General features: G+C 72.0%; 13 protein-coding genes and 1 pseudogene. 6 read left to right on the top strand and 8 right to left on the bottom strand.

Annotation, left to right across the window (positions count from 1 at the left end; translation table 11 throughout):
• Positions 1-60 precede the first annotated feature (60 nt).
• The gene (locus tag ACF08D_RS06005) at positions 61-909 is read left to right on the top strand and encodes a poly-gamma-glutamate hydrolase family protein (protein WP_392221344.1); all 849 of its coding nucleotides are present in this window, start codon (positions 61-63) and stop codon (positions 907-909) included.
• A gap of 81 nt (positions 910-990) precedes the next feature.
• On the opposite strand, the gene pgl is transcribed toward ACF08D_RS06005, so the two are convergent.
• The 5 genes from pgl to tkt are packed head-to-tail and all read right to left on the bottom strand — an operon-like array spanning position 991 to position 7,613.
• Positions 991-1,779, bottom strand: a complete 789-nt coding sequence (pgl, locus tag ACF08D_RS06000) for a 6-phosphogluconolactonase (protein ID WP_392221343.1) — start codon at positions 1,777-1,779, stop codon at positions 991-993.
• Positions 1,776-2,825 carry a glucose-6-phosphate dehydrogenase assembly protein OpcA gene (gene opcA / locus ACF08D_RS05995; RefSeq protein WP_392221342.1) on the bottom strand — a complete coding sequence of 350 codons (1,050 nt, stop codon included), beginning with the start codon at positions 2,823-2,825 and terminating at the stop codon, positions 1,776-1,778. Before opcA ends, pgl begins: the two co-directional genes overlap by 4 nt.
• Positions 2,822-4,354, bottom strand: a complete 1,533-nt coding sequence (gene zwf / locus ACF08D_RS05990) for a glucose-6-phosphate dehydrogenase (RefSeq protein ID WP_392221341.1) — start codon at positions 4,352-4,354, stop codon at positions 2,822-2,824. Before zwf ends, opcA begins: the two co-directional genes overlap by 4 nt.
• Before the next feature lie 3 nt (positions 4,355-4,357).
• On the bottom strand, positions 4,358-5,476 hold the full coding sequence (gene tal / locus ACF08D_RS05985; RefSeq protein WP_392221340.1) for a transaldolase: 1,119 nt from the start codon (positions 5,474-5,476) through the stop codon (positions 4,358-4,360).
• Between the two features lie 34 nt (positions 5,477-5,510).
• On the bottom strand, positions 5,511-7,613 hold the full coding sequence (gene tkt, locus ACF08D_RS05980; RefSeq protein ID WP_392221339.1) for a transketolase: 2,103 nt from the start codon (positions 7,611-7,613) through the stop codon (positions 5,511-5,513).
• A gap of 372 nt (positions 7,614-7,985) precedes the next feature.
• On the opposite strand from tkt, the gene ACF08D_RS05975 reads away from it, so the two are divergent.
• The 3 genes and pseudogenes from ACF08D_RS05975 (at position 7,986) to ACF08D_RS05965 (ending at position 10,771) form a co-directional block, all read left to right on the top strand.
• Positions 7,986-8,927, top strand: coding sequence for a heme o synthase (locus ACF08D_RS05975; RefSeq protein ID WP_392221338.1), 942 nt, complete (start codon positions 7,986-7,988; stop codon positions 8,925-8,927).
• A gap of 93 nt (positions 8,928-9,020) precedes the next feature.
• Positions 9,021-9,362, top strand: a pseudogene (locus ACF08D_RS05970) (hypothetical protein); the annotation flags it as partial.
• 293 nt (positions 9,363-9,655) lie between these two features.
• On the top strand, positions 9,656-10,771 hold the full coding sequence (locus ACF08D_RS05965; RefSeq protein ID WP_392221337.1) for an amidohydrolase: 1,116 nt from the start codon (positions 9,656-9,658) through the stop codon (positions 10,769-10,771).
• Here ACF08D_RS05965 and ACF08D_RS05960 read toward each other — a convergent pair.
• The 3 genes from ACF08D_RS05960 to ACF08D_RS05950 all read right to left on the bottom strand — a co-directional run bounded on the left by ACF08D_RS05960 (position 10,746) and on the right by ACF08D_RS05950 (position 13,489).
• Positions 10,746-11,735, bottom strand: coding sequence for a heme A synthase (locus ACF08D_RS05960; RefSeq protein ID WP_392221336.1), 990 nt, complete (start codon positions 11,733-11,735; stop codon positions 10,746-10,748). The two genes, ACF08D_RS05965 and ACF08D_RS05960, sit on opposite strands and share 26 nt — an antisense overlap.
• A 63-nt stretch (positions 11,736-11,798) precedes the next feature.
• Positions 11,799-12,566 (bottom strand): ABC transporter permease, encoded by a 768-nt coding sequence (locus ACF08D_RS05955; RefSeq protein ID WP_392221335.1) that lies wholly within the window; start codon positions 12,564-12,566, stop codon positions 11,799-11,801.
• Positions 12,563-13,489: an ABC transporter ATP-binding protein gene (locus ACF08D_RS05950; RefSeq protein WP_392221334.1), complete on the bottom strand. Its 927-nt coding sequence runs from the start codon at positions 13,487-13,489 to the stop codon at positions 12,563-12,565. Before ACF08D_RS05950 ends, ACF08D_RS05955 begins: the two co-directional genes overlap by 4 nt.
• 250 nt (positions 13,490-13,739) lie before the next feature.
• Here ACF08D_RS05950 and ACF08D_RS05945 point away from each other — a divergent pair, with 250 nt between their 5' ends.
• Together ACF08D_RS05945 and sufB are read left to right on the top strand one after the other, a co-directional pair.
• Positions 13,740-14,462, top strand: a complete 723-nt coding sequence (locus ACF08D_RS05945) for a helix-turn-helix transcriptional regulator (protein WP_392221333.1) — start codon at positions 13,740-13,742, stop codon at positions 14,460-14,462.
• On the top strand, positions 14,459-15,874 hold the full coding sequence (gene sufB, locus ACF08D_RS05940) for a Fe-S cluster assembly protein SufB (protein ID WP_392221332.1): 1,416 nt from the start codon (positions 14,459-14,461) through the stop codon (positions 15,872-15,874). The genes ACF08D_RS05945 and sufB overlap by 4 nt, the downstream gene beginning before the upstream one ends.
• The last annotated feature ends 88 nt before the right edge of the window (positions 15,875-15,962 follow it).

Here is a 15,962-nt window from a genome sequence, read left to right as displayed (position 1 = left end):
CACAGCGCGGACCGGCAGGGATCGCGTCCGCCGCCGCACCGGCCGCATGATCATGAAGGCATGACTCAGACCAGCCGTCGTACGGTCCTCACCGCCCTCGCCACCGCCGCCGTCGGCGGCCCGCTGCTCGGCGGCGTGGCCGCCTCCCCGGCGTACGCCACCGACGAGTTCGACCTCTACACCTCCAACACCGACCTCTACACCAAGCTCGCCGGCCAGGAGGGCACCGAGTTCGCCCGCCGCTACAAGCGCCACGAGTACCTCGACACCAGCCTCGGGCAGAGACACCCCTACCACCGCACCACCATCATGGCCATGCACGGCGGCGGCATCGAGACCGGCACGTCCGAGCTGTGCCTCGGCATCGCCGGCTACCACCCCGCGACCCTCGCGCCGCTCCAGGACGGCCACGGGGCGCACGACTACTGGATGTTCGAGGGCCTGCGCTCCTCCGGCAACCGGGACCTCCACGTCACCGCCAAGAACAACGACGACCACGTGGCCCTGTCGATGGCCGCCTCCAGCCTCAACGTCCTGAGCCTGCACGGCTGCACGGCGGCCCAGGCCGGCACCGCCGACCCGCGGGCGGTCGTCGTCGGCGGGCTCAACGAGCGGTTCAAGACCCTGCTGAAGAACGCGTTCACCACGGCCGGGATCGCCTGGCGCGACGGCAACGACCCGGCCGTCCGCGACCTCGCCGGCGTCAACCCCGACAACCCCTGCAACCGCACCATGCTGCGCAAGGGCGCCCAGCTGGAGCTGACCACCGAGCTGCGGGCCGCGATGTTCCGCGTCAACACCCGCGCCGGGCGCGCCGGAAGCACCACCGAGGTCTTCGACCGGTTCGTCACCGCCTGCCGCTCGGCCATCACCACCCTGGAGCAGGACCCCGACCAGATCGTCCTCTGACGGGCCGGGCGCGTACGACAGGAGGCCCGGCCCACCCCTCGCGGGTGAACCGGGCCTCCCCGTGCCGGGGCCGGCGCTCCGTCAGGACGCCGTCGCCGGGGCCGCCGCCGCGCCCGGCAGCCGCGCCGCCGCGGCCTCGTCCAGCAGCCACAGGGTCCGGCGGCTGCCGCGGGCGCCGGCCGCCGGGGCCTGGATCTCCCCCGCGCCCGACAGCGCGACCGCCGCCGCCTGCGCCTTGTCCTCGCCCGCCGCCAGCAGCCACACCTCGCGCGCCGCCCGGATCGCCGGGAGGGTCAGCGAGATCCGGGTCGGCGGCGGCTTGGGCGCGTCGTACACGCCCACCACCGTCCGCTCGGTCTCCCGCACCGCCGGAAGCTCCGGGAAGAGGGAGGCGACATGCGTGTCCGGGCCGACGCCCAGCATCAGGACGTCGAAGCTCGGCACCGCCCCCTCGTCGTCGGGCCCCGCCGCGGCGGCCAGCTCCGCCGCGTACGCGTCGGCCGCGGCGTCCGCGTCCTTCCCGTACGCGCCGTCCAGCACCGGCATGGAGTGCACCCGCGCCGGGTCCAGAGGGACGCTGTCGAGCAGCGCCGCACGGGCCTGGGTGTCGTTCCGGTCGGGGTCGCCCTCCGGGAGGAACCGCTCGTCGCCCCACCACAGGTCCACCCGCGACCAGTCGACCGCGTCCAGGGCGGGCGACGCACGCAGCGCCGCCAGCAGGCCGTTGCCGTTGCGGCCACCGGTCAGCACCACCGAGGCGGAGCCGCGCGCGGCCTGGGCGTCCACGATCGCCGTGATCAGCCGGGCCGCCGTGGCCTGCGCCATCAGCTCCTTGTCGCGGTGGACGACCAGCCGCGGAGCGCCGCTCACTTGGCCGCCGCCTTCTTCGCCGGCGCCTTGGACGCGGTCTTCTTCGCGGCCGGCTTCTCGTCGGCCGGCCCGTCGGCGGACCCGGACGAGCCCCGGTCGGCGTCGTCCCGGGAGCGGCCGGCGTCGCCGAGCCGGTCCACCCCGTACCGCAGGGCCGAGGCGTAGGTGTCGTCCGGGTCGAGGCGCCGCAGCTCCTCGGCGATCAGCTCGGACGTCTCCCGGCGCTTGAGCGCGACCGCCCGGTCGGGCTGTCCCTCTATGCAGAGCGTGGCCAGCGACCCGTCGGGCCGGTCCAGCACGATGGGGCCGCAGTCGGTCTCCATGCGGACGGCGGTCAGGCCGGGGCCCGAGGACGCCGAGCGCTTGACGGGGATCTTCAGCCGGTCCGCCAGCCACATGGCCAGCAGCTCCACGCTCGGGTTGAACTCCTCGCCCTCCACCTCGGCGGCGGTGACCTGGCAGGCGACCTGGTCCAGGGCGGCGGCCAGCATGGAGCGCCACGGGGTGATCCGGGTCCACGACAGGTCGGTGTCGCCCGGGGTGTAGGACGCGGCGCGCTGGGACAGCTCCCGCACCGGGTGCTCCGAGGCGTAGCTGTCGGTGACGCGCCGCTGCCCGAGGGCGCCCAGCGGGTCGCTGGCCGGGTCGGCCGGGCCCTGCACCGGCCACCAGACCACCACCGGGGCGTCCGGGAGCAGCAGCGGCAGGACCACCGACTGGGCGTGGTCGATGACCTCGCCGTACAGCCGCAGCACCACCGTCTCGCCGGTGGACGCGTCGGCGCCCAGCCGCACCTCGGCGTCGAGCCGGGCGTTGGCCCGGTCGCGCGGGGAGCGGGAGGGGCGCTTGATGACCACCAGGGTGCGCGAGGGGTGCTCGCGGGACGCCTCGTTGGCGGCCTTCAGCGCGTCGTAGGCGTTCTCCTCGTCGGTCACGATGACGAGGGTGAGGACCATGCCGATGGCCGGGGTGCCGATGGCACGGCGTCCCAGCACCAGCGCTTTGTTGATCTTGCTGGACGTGGTGTCCGTCAGGTCGGTCTTCATGGCCGGCGCCAGCTCCGTCCGTCTCGTGCGAGCATCTCGTCCGCCTCGACCGGACCCCAGGTCCCGGACTCGTACTGCGCGGGCTTGCCGTGCCGGTCCCAGTACTGCTCGATCGGGTCCAGGATGTTCCAGGACAGCTCGACCTCCTCCGTGCGCGGGAAGAGGTTGGCGTCCCCGAGCAGGACGTCGAGGATCAGCCGCTCGTACGCCTCGGGGCTGGACTCCGTGAAGGACTCGCCGTACGCGAAGTCCATCGAGACGTCCCGCACCTCCATCGAGGTGCCGGGCACCTTGGAGCCGAACCGCAGCGTCACGCCCTCGTCCGGCTGCACCCGGATGACCAGGGCGTTCTGCCCCAGCTCCTCGGTGGCCGTGTGGTCGAAGGGGGAGTGCGGGGCGCGCTGGAAGACGACCGCGATCTCGGTGACCCGGCGGCCCAGCCGCTTGCCGGTGCGCAGGTAGAAGGGGACGCCCGCCCAGCGGCGGTTGTCGATCTCCAGCTTGATCGCGGCGTAGGTGTCGGTCTTCGACCGGGGGTCGATGCCCTCCTCCTCCAGGTAGCCGACGGCCCTCGCGCCGCCCTGCCACCCGGCCGCGTACTGGCCGCGGACGGTGGACTTGCCGAGGTCCTTGGGCAGCCGCACCGCGCCCAGCACCTTGGTCTTCTCGGCCGCGAGCGCGTCCGCGTCGAAGGAGGCGGGCTCCTCCATGGCGGTCAGCGCCAGCAGCTGGAGCAGGTGGTTCTGGATGACGTCACGGGCGGCGCCGATGCCGTCGTAGTACCCGGCCCGGCCGCCGATGCCGATGTCCTCGGCCATGGTGATCTGGACGTGGTCGACGTACGACCGGTTCCAGATCGGCTCGAAGAGGGTGTTGGCGAACCGCAGCGCCAGGATGTTCTGGACGGTCTCCTTGCCCAGGTAGTGGTCGATGCGGAAGACCTGGTCGGGCGAGAAGACCTCGTGGACGATCTCGTTGAGCTCCTTGGCGGAGGCCAGGTCGTGCCCGAAGGGCTTCTCGATGACCGCGCGCCGCCAGGAGTCGCCCGGCTCGTCGGCCAGGCCGTGCTTCTTGAGCTGCTGGACCACGAGCGGGAAGAACTTGGGCGGTACGGAGAGGTAGAAGGCGAAGTTGCCGCCGGTGCCCTGGGCCTGGTCCAGCTCCTCCATCGTCTTCTTCAGGGTCTCGAACGCCTCGTTGTCGTCGAAGTTGCCCTGGACGAAGCGCATCCCCTGGCTGAGCTGCTGCCACACCTCCTCCCGGAAGGGCGTACGGGCGTGCTGCTTGACGGCCTGGTAGACCTCGTCCGCGAAGTCCTCGTCCTGCCACTCGCGCCGGGCGAAGCCGATCAGCGAGAAGCCCGGCGGCAGCAGACCGCGGTTGGCCAGGTCGTAGACGGCAGGCATCAGCTTTTTACGGGACAAATCGCCCGTGACGCCGAAGATCACCAGACCCGACGGCCCCGCGATGCGCGGGAGCCGTCGGTCTGCGGCGTCACGGAGCGGATTCGCTCCATGAACTGCGTTCAAGGGTTACGCCTCCGAAGGGGCGAGGCGCTTGAGCTCCGCCTCGGTCGACTTGAGCAGGTCGTTCCAGGACGCCTCGAACTTCTCGACGCCCTCGTCCTCCAGCAGCTGCACGACCTCGTCGTAGCCGATGCCCAGCTTCTCAAGGGCCGCCAGGTCGGCACGTGCCTGGTCGTACGTACCGGCGACGGTGTTGCCGGTGATCTCACCGTGGTCGCCGGTCGCCTCGAGCGTCGCCTCCGGCATGGTGTTCACCGTGCCCGGCGCGACCAGCTCGTCGACGTACAGCGTGTCCTTGTACGCCGGGTCCTTCACGCCCGTCGAGGCCCACAGCGGGCGCTGCTTGTTGGCCTGCGCCTTGTCCAGGGCCGCCCAGCGCTCGGAGGAGAAGACCTCCTCGTACGCCTCGTACGCCAGACGCGCGTTGGCGAGGGCGGCCCTGCCGCGCAGCGCCTTGGCCTCGTCGGTGCCGATGCCGTCCAGCCGCTTGTCGATCTCGGTGTCCACCCGGGACACGAAGAAGGACGCCACCGAGTGGATCTTCGACAGGTCAAGGCCGCGCTCCTTGGCCTTCTCCAGACCGGCCAGGTAGGCGTCCATGACCGCGCGGTAGCGCTCGAGCGAGAAGATCAGCGTCACATTGACGCTGATGCCGAGGCCGATGACCTCGGTGATCGCCGGCAGACCCGCCTCGGTGGCCGGGATCTTGATCAGGGTGTTCGGCCGGTCCACCAGCCACGCCAGCTGCTTGGCCTCGGCGACCGTCGCCCTGGTGTTGTGCGCCAGGCGCGGGTCGACCTCGATCGACACCCGGCCGTCCTGGCCCTGCGTCGCGTCGAACACCGGGCGCAGGATGTCGGCGGCGTCCCGGACGTCCGCCGTCGTGATCATGCGGATGGCTTCCTCGACGGTCACCTCACGGGCCGCCAGGTCCGTGAGCTGCGTGTCGTAGCCGTCGCCCTGCGAGATCGCCTTCTGGAAGATCGACGGGTTGGTGGTGACACCCACCACGTGCTGCTGGTCGATCAGCTCGGCCAGGTTGCCCGAGGTGATCCGCTTGCGGGACAGGTCGTCCAGCCAGATCGCGACGCCTTCGTCGGAGAGGCGCTTGAGTGCGTCTGTCATGAGAGTTGCATCTCCTACTAGTTCCTGTACGGCGTCAGCGCGCCGCGGCGTCGAGGGATTCCCGGGCGGCGGCGGCGACCGCCTCCGGGGTGAAACCGAACTCCCGGAAGAGCACCTTGCCGTCGGCCGAGGCACCGAAGTGCTCCAGCGAGACGATGCGCCCCGCGTCGCCGACGTACCGGTGCCAGGTGAGCCCGATGCCCGCCTCGACCGCGACCCGCGCCCTCACCGACGGAGGCAGCACCGCATCCCGGTACCCCTGGTCCTGCTGCTCGAACCACTCCACGCACGGCATCGACACCACACGGGTCGGAACGCCGGCGGCCTGGAGCTGCTCACGCGCCTCCACGGCCACATGCACCTCGGAGCCCGTACCGATCAGCACGACCTGCGGCTCGGTGTCCTGCCCGTCGGAGCCGGCCGCCTCGAACAGCACATAGCCACCGCGGGCGGCGTCGTCGTTCCACTCGTAGGTGGGAACGCCCTGGCGGGTCAGCGCCATGCCGTGCGGGGCGCCCTTGCCGAACTCCTTGGTCCAGCGGCGGAGGATCTCGCGCCAGGCGATCGCCGTCTCGTTGGCGTCGGCCGGGCGGACCACGTTCAGCCCGGGGATGGCGCGCAGCGAGGCCAGGTGCTCGACCGGCTGGTGGGTCGGGCCGTCCTCGCCCAGGCCGATGGAGTCGTGCGTCCACACGTACGTCACCGGCAGGTGCATCAGCGCGGAGAGGCGCACGGCGTTGCGCATGTAGTCGGAGAACACCAGGAAGGTGCCGCCGAAGATGCGGGTGTTGCCGTGCAGCGCGATGCCGTTCATCTCCGCGGCCATGGCGTGCTCGCGGATGCCGAAGTGGATCGTGCGGCCGTACGGGTCGGCCTCCGGCAGCGGGTTGCCCACCGGCAGGAACGACGACGTCTTGTCGATCGTCGTGTTGTTCGAGCCGGCCAGGTCGGCGGAGCCGCCCCACAGCTCGGGGATCACCGCGCCCAGCGCCTGGAGCACCTTGCCGGAGGCGGCCCGGGTGGCGACGCCCTTACCGGTCTCGAAGACCGGGAGCTTCTCCTCCCAGCCGGTGGGCAGCTCGCCCGCGGCGACGCGGTCGAACTCGGCCGCGCGCTCCGGGTTGGCGGACCGCCACTCCTGGAACTTCTTCTCCCACTCGGCGCGGGCCTCACGGCCGCGGTCGAGGGCCCGGCGGGTGTGGCCGATGACCTCGTCCGAGACCTCGAACGTCTTCTCGGGGTCGAAGCCCAGGACGCGCTTGGTGGCCGCGACCTCCTCGTCGCCGAGCGCCGAGCCGTGCGCGGCCTCGGTGTTCTGCGCGTTGGGCGCCGGCCAGGCGATGATCGAGCGCATCGCGATGAACGACGGACGCGAGGTCTCGGCCTTGGCGGCCTGGATCGCGCGGAAGAGGGCCTCGGGGTCGAGGTCGCCGTTCTCCTGGGGCTCCACCCGCTGCACGTGCCAGCCGTACGCCTCGTACCGCTGCATCGTGTCCTCGGAGACCGCGGTCTCCGTGTCGCCCTCGATCGAGATGTGGTTGTCGTCCCACAGCAGGACCAGGTTCCCGAGCTTCTGGTGCCCGGCGGTCGAGGACGCCTCGGCGGAGATGCCCTCCTGGAGGCAGCCGTCACCGGCGATGCAGAAGACGAAGTGGTCGAACGGCGAGGTGCCGGGCGCCGCCTCGGGGTCGAACAGGCCGCGCTCGTAGCGGGCGGCCATGGCCATGCCCACGGCGTTGGCCACGCCCTGGCCCAGCGGCCCGGTCGTCGTCTCGACGCCGACCGTGTGGCCGTACTCCGGGTGGCCCGGGGTCTTCGAGCCCCAGGTCCGGAAGGCCTTCAGGTCGTCCAGCTCCAGGCCGAAGCCGGCCAGGTACAGCTGGGTGTACAGCGTCAGGGACGAGTGCCCGGCGGACAGCACGAAACGGTCGCGCCCGGTCCAGTCGGCGTCCGAGGGGTCGTGCCGCATCACCTTCTGGAAGAGGGTGTACGCGGCCGGGGCCAGGCTCATGGCCGTACCGGGATGGCCGTTGCCGACCTTCTGTACGGCGTCGGCGGCCAGGATGCGGGCGGTGTCGACGGCCCGCTGGTCCAACTCGGTCCACTCGAGGTCTGTGGTGGTCGGCTTGGTGCTCACCCTGGGTCAGGGCTCCTCTCCACATGTCGAATGCCGGTGACGTAGATCCCACCGGCCGCTGTCGAGCCTACCCCCGTGAGAACGCGCATTTTTTCGAGTCGTTCCAGAGTGCCGGGATCCACCGGGATCCGCCTCCTGACTGGGCTGTACGGCATTCGGCAAGTGAATACGGAGCCGCTCATCCGATCGCTCATCCGAGCGTGGAAACCACCCTTTGCGGTGCCCTCTCCAACACGACCGACCCCCGGGGAGGGCGAGGTATGGGCAACGTCTAGAGTGGCGTGGTACGCGCGAGTCCTTACCGGGCCCTCACGGCCTCGTGGCCCCCTTCGTCCGGAGCGGCTCGCTGGGATGTCTCTGTCAGGGGTGTGCGTGACGGCCGTCGAATCCCGTCCGGCGGGTGTGCTCGACAGGAGCACGGGGAAGCGGCCATTCGGGGCCCGCGTCAAGGGCTTCGTGGCACTGACGAAGCCGCGGATCATCGAGCTGCTCCTGATCACGACGGTGCCCGTCATGTTCCTGGCCGAGCAGGGCGTGCCCGACCTGTGGCTGGTGCTAGCCACCTGCCTCGGCGGCTACCTGTCGGCCGGCGGCGCCAACGCCCTGAACATGTACATCGACCGCGACATCGACGCCCTGATGGACCGTACGTCGCAGCGGCCCCTGGTCACCGGAATGGTCTCGCCGCGCGAGGGCCTGGTCTTCGGCCTGACCCTCGCCGTCGTCTCCACGCTCTGGTTCGGGCTCCTCGTCAACTGGCTGTCCGCCTGGCTGTCGCTCGGCGCGCTCCTCTTCTACGTCGTCGTCTACACGATGATCCTGAAGCGGCGCACCGCGCAGAACATCGTGTGGGGCGGCATCGCCGGCTGCATGCCGGTGCTCATCGGCTGGTCCGCGGTGACGGACTCGATGTCCTGGGCCGCGGTCATCCTCTTCCTGGTCATCTTCTTCTGGACGCCGCCGCACTATTGGCCGCTGTCGATGAAGGTGAAGGAGGACTACGCGCGCGTGGGCGTGCCCATGCTTCCCGTGGTCGCCTCCAACAAGGTGGTGGCCCGCCAGATCGTCCTCTACAGCTGGGTGATGGTCGCCGTCTCCCTGCTGCTGACGCCGCTCGGCTACACCGGCTGGTTCTACACCGCCGTGGCGCTGGCGACCGGCGGCTGGTGGCTCTGGGAGGCGCACGCCCTGCAGAACCGCGCCAAGGCCGGTGAGACGGGCGGCAAGCTCAAGGAGATGCGCCTCTTCCACTGGTCGATCACCTATGTGTCGCTGCTGTTCGTGGCGGTGGCCGTGGACCCCTTCCTGCGCTGAGCGGGGCCTGATCCGCCTACGGGCGGGCCGCGTGGTCAAAGCCACGCGGCCCGCCCGTCGCCAGTCGATCTACCCGCGAGTAGCATCCTGTCCATGGCAGACACCACGCAGGGCGACACCACGCAGGCGGCGGCCGGGGCCGAGCGCAGGGCCGCGAAGCTCGCCAAGCAGATCCAGGCGTTCTCCAAGGAGCACGGCGGCGCCGAGGGGCAGCTCGCCCACCTCGGCCAGATGGGCACCCGCATCGTGCTCGTCGGCCAGGACGGCGGCTGGGGCGACCTCGTCGCCCCCACGCACGCGATCGCCGAGAGCGCCGCGCGGAAGGCCGGCCTCACCCTCCACGAGGAGTTCGACGGCGACTTCGCGGCCCGGGTCCGCACCGGCCCCTACGAGTGGACCCGCATGGCGGGCATCCAGGTCGGCGGCCCCTCCAACGGCCCGGCGCCCGCGCCGGAGGCCGCCCCGGAGCCCGCCGCGGAGGTGAAGCCCGCTCCGGAGGCCACGCCGGAGCCTGTTTCGGAGGAGAAGCCGGCGCCGGAGCCCGCCCCCGAAGCCGTTGCGGAGGCCGCGTCCGAGCCCGCCCCCGAAGCCGCTTCGGAGGAGAAGCCCGCCGCTGACGACAAGCCCGCGTCGAACGGCACCGGGACGTCCGCCGGCTGAGGCAACACCTTGTGCGGGGGTCACCCGTTAGGCCCTGTGACGGTCCGTCCACCGCAGGGAGCCCCCGCATGATCGACACCCCGACGCTGGTGGACCAGTACTGCCACGGGGTGCTCCGCACGGAGCTGGGGCTGGGCACCTTCGAGACCCTGCTCGGCCGGGCCGCCGGGCCGCCCGCCGCCGGGACCACCTTCTTCGACACCCAGACCGGCTTCGCCGTACGCCGCTGGTGCCCGCCCCTGCTCGGCCTCGAACCGCACTGCCCGCCCGCCCGCTACCTGGCCCGCCGCCGTGAGCTGGGCGTGCTGCGCTCCGGCCGGCTGCTGCTGCGCGCCACCGGCATCTCCACCTACCTCGTGGAGACCGGCCTGCCCGGCGACCTCACCGGCCCCGCCGAGACCGCCGCCGCCGGGGACGCCCGGGCCCATGAGATCGTCCGCCTGGAGCTGCTCGCCCAGCAGGTCGCGGACACCTCCGGCACCGTCGACTCGCTGCTCGCCAACCTCGCCGAGGCCGTCCACGGCGCGGCCCTCTCCGCCGCCGCCTTCACCTCGGTCGCGGCGGTGCGCCACGGGCTCGCCCTCGCGCCCGCGCCGCCCGGGCCCGGCGAGGTGCGGGGCGCGGCCGGGCGCTGGCTCGCGGGCCGCCGCGCGGGCGGGGCGCTCACCGACCCGGTCCTGCTGCGGCACCTGCTGTGGATCGCCGTCTCCTCCGGGCGCCCCCTCCAGCTGCACCTGGGCGACGACGACCCCGTGTCCCTCGGCGACTTCGCGGCGGCCACCGCGGGGCTCGGCACCGACCTGGTGCTGCTGCACGGCTACCCGCACCACCGGCAGGCCGCCCACCTGGCGAGCGTGTTCCCGCACGTGTACGCCGATCTGGGGCCCGCGCTCGCGCGGACCGGCGCCCGGGCGGCGGCCGTCCTGGCGGAGACCCTGGAGCTGGCGCCGTTCGGCAAGCTGCTGTTCTCCAGCGGGGCGCGCGGGCTGCCCGAGCTGCACGTGGTGGGCGCCTCGGTGTTCCGCGAGGCGCTCACCCGGGTGCTGGCCGGGTGGGTGCGCGACGGCGCCTGGTCCCGCACCGACGCCCAGCGGGTGGCCGGCCTGATCTGCGCGGGCAACGCCCGGCGCGTGTACCGGCTGGAGGAGCTGGCCCCGGCTACGCCGGCCGCGCCGCCGGGCTGAGCTCCGCGTCCGGCGCCTGGGCCGGGACCGCCGCGCCGGGGACGTCCGAGGGGCGCTCGCGCAGGCTCAGCACCAGGCGGAGCACCGCGATCCACATCAGGGACGAGCCCAGCATGTGCAGGCCCACCAGGACCTCCGGGACGCCCGTGAAGTACTGCACGTACCCGATCCCGCCCTGCGCCAGCAGCACCAGCAGCAGGTCGCGGGCGCGCCGCCGGGTGTCGTCGGGGGCGTCCACCACCCGCAGCGCGAAGAACATCGCCAGCGCCAGCGCGCACACGCCCCAGGCGAACAGGGCGTGCACCTGGGCGACCGAGGTGTAGTCGAACGGCATCCGCGGCACGTCGCTGCTGTCCCCCGCGTGCTTGCCCGAGCCGGTCACCGTGGTGCCCGCCGCGACCAGCAGGCCGGCCAGCACCATCAGGGCCAGGCCCAGCTTCCGCACCGGGGACGGCACCCGCGGGCGGGCCGGGCCGTCGCCCTCGCCGGCCCGTACCCAGGTGACGGTGGTCACCGTCAGCAGCGCGTTGGCCGCGAGGAAGTGGACCGCCACCGTCCAGGGGTTCAGCTCCATGTGGACGGTGATGCCGCCGATCACGGCGTTCAGCGCCACGATCCAGAACTGCAGCCAGGTCAGCCGGTTCAGCCCGCGCCGCCGGGGCTTGGCCGCGCGGGACGCCACGATGACCCAGCCCACGGCCGCCGACACCACATACGTCAGCATCCGGTTGCCGAACTCGATGGCACCGTGGATGCCCTGCTCGGAGGTGGTGAACAGGCTGTCGTCCGTGCACTTGGGCCAGGTGTCGCAGCCGAGGCCGGAGCCGGTAAGCCTGACGGCGCCGCCCGTCACGATGATGACCACGGTCATGATCACGGCGGAGAGCGCGGCGCGCCGGACGGTCCGGGGGGAGGGGGTCCAGCGCTGGGCAATGAAGGCGAGGGGGGTCAACACGGACACCATCGTAGGCGCCCGCTTGTGCACCGATTCACGAGGCCCCCCTGTGCCGGGGGCCCCGCCGCGGGGCTACTCCCAGCGGAAGAAGCGGGCCGCCGCGCCCAGCCCCAGCACCGCCCAGGCGGCGAGGATCCCGGCCGCGCCCCAGGGCATCCCCGAACCGCCCTGGAGCACGTCCCGCAGCCCGTCCGAGAGCGCCGAGATCGGCAGCAGCTCCAGCACCGCGCGCGCCGCTCCGGGGAACTTGTCCAGCGGCACGATCACCCCGCCGCCCACGAGGAGCAGCAGGAACACCAGGTTCGCGGCGGCCAGCGTCGCCTCGGCGCGCAGCGTGCCGGCCATCAGCAGCCCCAGCCCCGAGAAGGCGGCGGTGCCCAGCAGGAGCAGCAGCACCACCGGGAGCGGACCGCCCTGCGGGGACCAGCCCAGCAGCAGCGCGATGACGGTCAGCAGCGCCACCTGGAGCACCTCGGTGACCAGGACGGCCGCGGTCTTGGCCGTCATCAGCGCCCAGCGGGGGAGCGGTGAGGCGCCCAGCCGCTTGAGCACTCCGTACCGCCGCTCGAAACCGGTGGCGATGGCCTGGCCGGTGAAGGCCGTCGACATCACGGCGAGCGCGAGGACGCCGGGCGCCAGGAAGTCGACGGCCTTCCCGCCGCCCGTGTCCACGATGTCGACCGTGGAGAAGAGCACCAGCAGCAGCGACGGGATGATCACGGTGAGCAGGAGCTGCTCGCCGTTGCGCAGCAGCATCCGCGTCTCGAACGCGGCCTGCGCGGCGATCATCCGCCCGGCCGGGGCGGCGCCGGGCCGGGGCGTGAAGGTTCCGCCGCTCATGAACGCAGCTCCTTGCCGGTCAGTTCGAGGAAGACGTCTTCCAGGGCGTGCCGCTCGACCGCTATCCCGTCGGGCATCACCCCGTGCTGCGCGCACCAGGTGGTGACGGTGGCCAGCAGCTGCGGGTCGACGGTGCCGCTGATGCGGTACGTGCCGGGCGCCGGCTCGGCCGCCGCGGTGCCGTCCGGGAGCGCCTTGAGCAGCGAGCCCAGGTCCAGCCCGGGGCGGCCGGTGAAGCGGAGGGTGTTCTCCGCGCCGCCCCGGCACAGCTCGTCGGGGCTGCCCTGGGCGGCGACCCGCCCGGCGTCGAGGATCGCCACGTCGTCGGCGAGCTCCTCGGCCTCGTCCATGAAGTGGGTGGTCAGCACGGTGGTGACGCCGTCGGCGCGCAGCTCGCGGACCAGCTCCCAGGTGGCGCGGCGGGCCTGCGGGTCGAGGCCCGCGGTCGGCTCGTCCAGGAAGACCAGCTCGGGGCGGCCGACCAGGGCCATGGCGAGCGCCAGGCGCTGCTGCTGGCCGCCGGAGAGGCGCCGGTACGTCGTCCGGCCGCAGGACCCGAGCCCGAGCCGCTCGATCAGGGCGTCCACGTCGAGGGGGTGCGCGTGCAGCTTCGCCATGTGGCGGAGCATCTCCGCGGCGCGGGCGCCGGAGTAGACGCCACCCGACTGGAGCATCACGCCGATCCGGGGCCGCAGGCGGGCGGCGTCGGCGACGGGGTCGAGGCCCAGGACGCGGACCGTGCCGGCGTCGGGGCGGCGGTAACCCTCGCAGGTCTCCACCGTCGTGGTCTTGCCGGCGCCGTTGGGCCCGAGGACGGCGGTCACGGTGCCCGCCCGGACGTCCAGGTCGAGGCCGTCCACCGCGGTCTTGTCTCCGTACCGCTTGACCAGGCCCCGGACCCGGACGGCGGACTCGTTTTCCATGCACGGAAGTCTAAGGAGCGGGCCGGGGTGCCCCGCGTGCGGGTGCGCCGGGCCACCCCGCCGCTGCGGCGGCCGGGTGACCGTGAACGGGCAAAACGGGCAGGTCAGGCCCGGTCACCGAGGCTCGCCGGGCCGCTCATGCCTGATCGTTTGCGCAGGTCAGGTTAGGTTTCCCTTAGTGATGCACGGCACCGTCCACCCCGTGGGACCTCGCTTGTCAGGCTTCGGAGAATTACGCAACAATGGCGTTGTGAAAAACGTCGGCGAGGCCCACGCGGCTCCAGCGGAGGAACTCGCGACCGGGGAGCGCTCCACGCGCAACCGGGTCGCGCGCTCCATCCTGGACCACGGCCCGTCCACCGTGGCCGAGCTGGCCAAACGGCTCGGTCTCACCCAGGCCGCCGTCCGTCGCCACCTCGACGCCCTGGTCGCCGACGACGTCGTCGCCGCCCGTGAACAGCGGGTCTACGGCGCGCGTACCCGCGGCCGGCCCGCCAAGGTGTTCGCCCTGACGGACTGCGGCCGGGACGCCTTCGACCAGTCGTACGACGCGCTCGCCGTCGACGCCCTGCGCTGGATCGAGGAGAACGCCGGCGGGGAGGCGGCCGTCGCCGCGTTCGCCCGGGCCCGTATGGAGACCCAGGCGGAGGCGTACCGCGAGGCCGTCGAGGCCGCGGCCCCGGAGGACCGGGCCGAGGCGCTCGCCAGGGCCCTGAGCGCGGACGGGTACGCTGCCACGGCTCGCAACGCGCCGGTCGGGCAGCAGCTGTGCCAGCACCACTGCCCGGTCGCCCACGTCGCCGAGCGGTACCCGCAGCTGTGCGAGGCTGAGACCGAGGTCTTCGGCCGGCTGCTCGGCACGCATGTCCAGCGGCTGGCGACCATCGCCCACGGCGACGGTGTCTGCACGACGTACATCCCGCACACCACATCATCAGCATCCGCAAGCACGGCCGGGAGGAACCCCGCATGACCACCGAGATCAGCCACCCCGAGCTTGAGGGCCTGGGTCGGTACGAGTACGGCTGGGCCGACTCGGACGCGGCCGGTGCCGCCGCCAAGCGCGGTCTCTCCGAGGCTGTCGTCCGCGACATCTCGCAGAAGAAGAACGAGCCCGAGTGGATGCTGAAGCTGCGGCTGAAGGGTCTGCGCCTCTTCGACAAGAAGCCCATGCCCAACTGGGGCTCCGACCTGTCGGGCATCGACTTCGACAACATCAAGTACTTCGTCCGCTCCACCGAGCAGCAGGCCGCCTCCTGGGAGGACCTGCCCGAGGACATCAAGAACACCTACGACAAGCTCGGCATCCCCGAGGCGGAGAAGCAGCGCCTCGTCGCCGGTGTCGCCGCCCAGTACGAGTCCGAGGTCGTCTACCACCAGATCCGCGAGGACCTGGAGGAGCAGGGCGTCATCTTCCTGGACACCGACACCGCGCTCAAGGAGCACCCGGAGCTCTTCCAGGAGTACTTCGGCACGGTCATCCCGGTCGGCGACAACAAGTTCGCCTCGCTGAACACCGCGGTCTGGTCCGGCGGCTCGTTCATCTACGTGCCGAAGGGCGTGCACGTGGAGATCCCGCTCCAGGCGTACTTCCGCATCAACACCGAGAACATGGGCCAGTTCGAGCGGACGCTGATCATCGTCGACGAGGACGCCTACGTCCACTACGTCGAGGGCTGCACCGCCCCGATCTACTCCTCCGACTCGCTGCACAGCGCCGTCGTGGAGATCATCGTCAAGAAGGGCGGCCGCTGCCGCTACACGACGATCCAGAACTGGTCGAACAACGTCTACAACCTGGTCACCAAGCGTGCCGTGGCCTACGAGGGCGCGACCATGGAGTGGGTCGACGGCAACATCGGCTCCAAGGTGACGATGAAGTACCCGGCCGTCTACCTGATGGGCGAGCACGCCAAGGGCGAGACGCTGTCCATCGCCTTCGCGGGCGAGGGCCAGCACCAGGACGCCGGCGCCAAGATGGTCCACATGGCCCCCAACACCTCCTCCAACATCGTCTCCAAGTCGGTGGCGCGAGGCGGCGGCCGGACCTCCTACCGCGGTCTCATCGAGATCGGCGAGGGCGCCCCCGGCTCCAAGTCGAACGTGCTCTGCGACGCGCTGCTGGTCGACACGATCTCCCGCTCGGACACCTACCCCTACGTCGACGTGCGTGAGGACGACGTGTCCATGGGCCACGAGGCGACCGTCTCCAAGGTCTCCGAGGACCAGCTCTTCTACCTGATGAGCCGCGGCCTGTCGGAGGACGAGGCCATGGCCATGATCGTGCGCGGCTTCGTCGAGCCGATCGCCAAGGAGCTGCCCATGGAGTACGCGCTCGAGCTCAACCGGCTGATCGAGCTGCAGATGGAAGGCGCGGTGGGCTGACCCGCCCCCCGCCGTATCGATCACGTCCCCGGGCTCACCCGGAGTGAGCCCGGGTGAGTCCCGCGAGCCGCCCGCGGGGCGACCGGCC

Source organism: Streptomyces sp. NPDC015131, assembly GCF_043079975.1.
Classification (GTDB): domain Bacteria; phylum Actinomycetota; class Actinomycetes; order Streptomycetales; family Streptomycetaceae; genus Streptomyces.
This window is presented reverse-complemented; position numbering and strand designations above follow the sequence as displayed.

Excerpts from the sequence above, each read along its gene's own strand:
- ACF08D_RS06005 (WP_392221344.1), top strand. The coding sequence starts at position 61 with ATGACTCAGACCAGCCGTCGTACGGTCCTCACCGCCCTCGCCACCGCC.
- opcA (WP_392221342.1), bottom strand. The coding sequence starts at position 2,825 with ATGAAGACCGACCTGACGGACACCACGTCCAGCAAGATCAACAAAGCG.
- tal (WP_392221340.1), bottom strand. The coding sequence starts at position 5,476 with ATGACAGACGCACTCAAGCGCCTCTCCGACGAAGGCGTCGCGATCTGG.
- ACF08D_RS05965 (WP_392221337.1), top strand. The coding sequence starts at position 9,656 with ATGATCGACACCCCGACGCTGGTGGACCAGTACTGCCACGGGGTGCTC.
- ACF08D_RS05960 (WP_392221336.1), bottom strand. The coding sequence starts at position 11,735 with ATGGTGTCCGTGTTGACCCCCCTCGCCTTCATTGCCCAGCGCTGGACC.
- ACF08D_RS05955 (WP_392221335.1), bottom strand. The coding sequence starts at position 12,566 with ATGAGCGGCGGAACCTTCACGCCCCGGCCCGGCGCCGCCCCGGCCGGG.
- ACF08D_RS05950 (WP_392221334.1), bottom strand. The coding sequence starts at position 13,489 with ATGGAAAACGAGTCCGCCGTCCGGGTCCGGGGCCTGGTCAAGCGGTAC.
- sufB (WP_392221332.1), top strand. The coding sequence starts at position 14,459 with ATGACCACCGAGATCAGCCACCCCGAGCTTGAGGGCCTGGGTCGGTAC.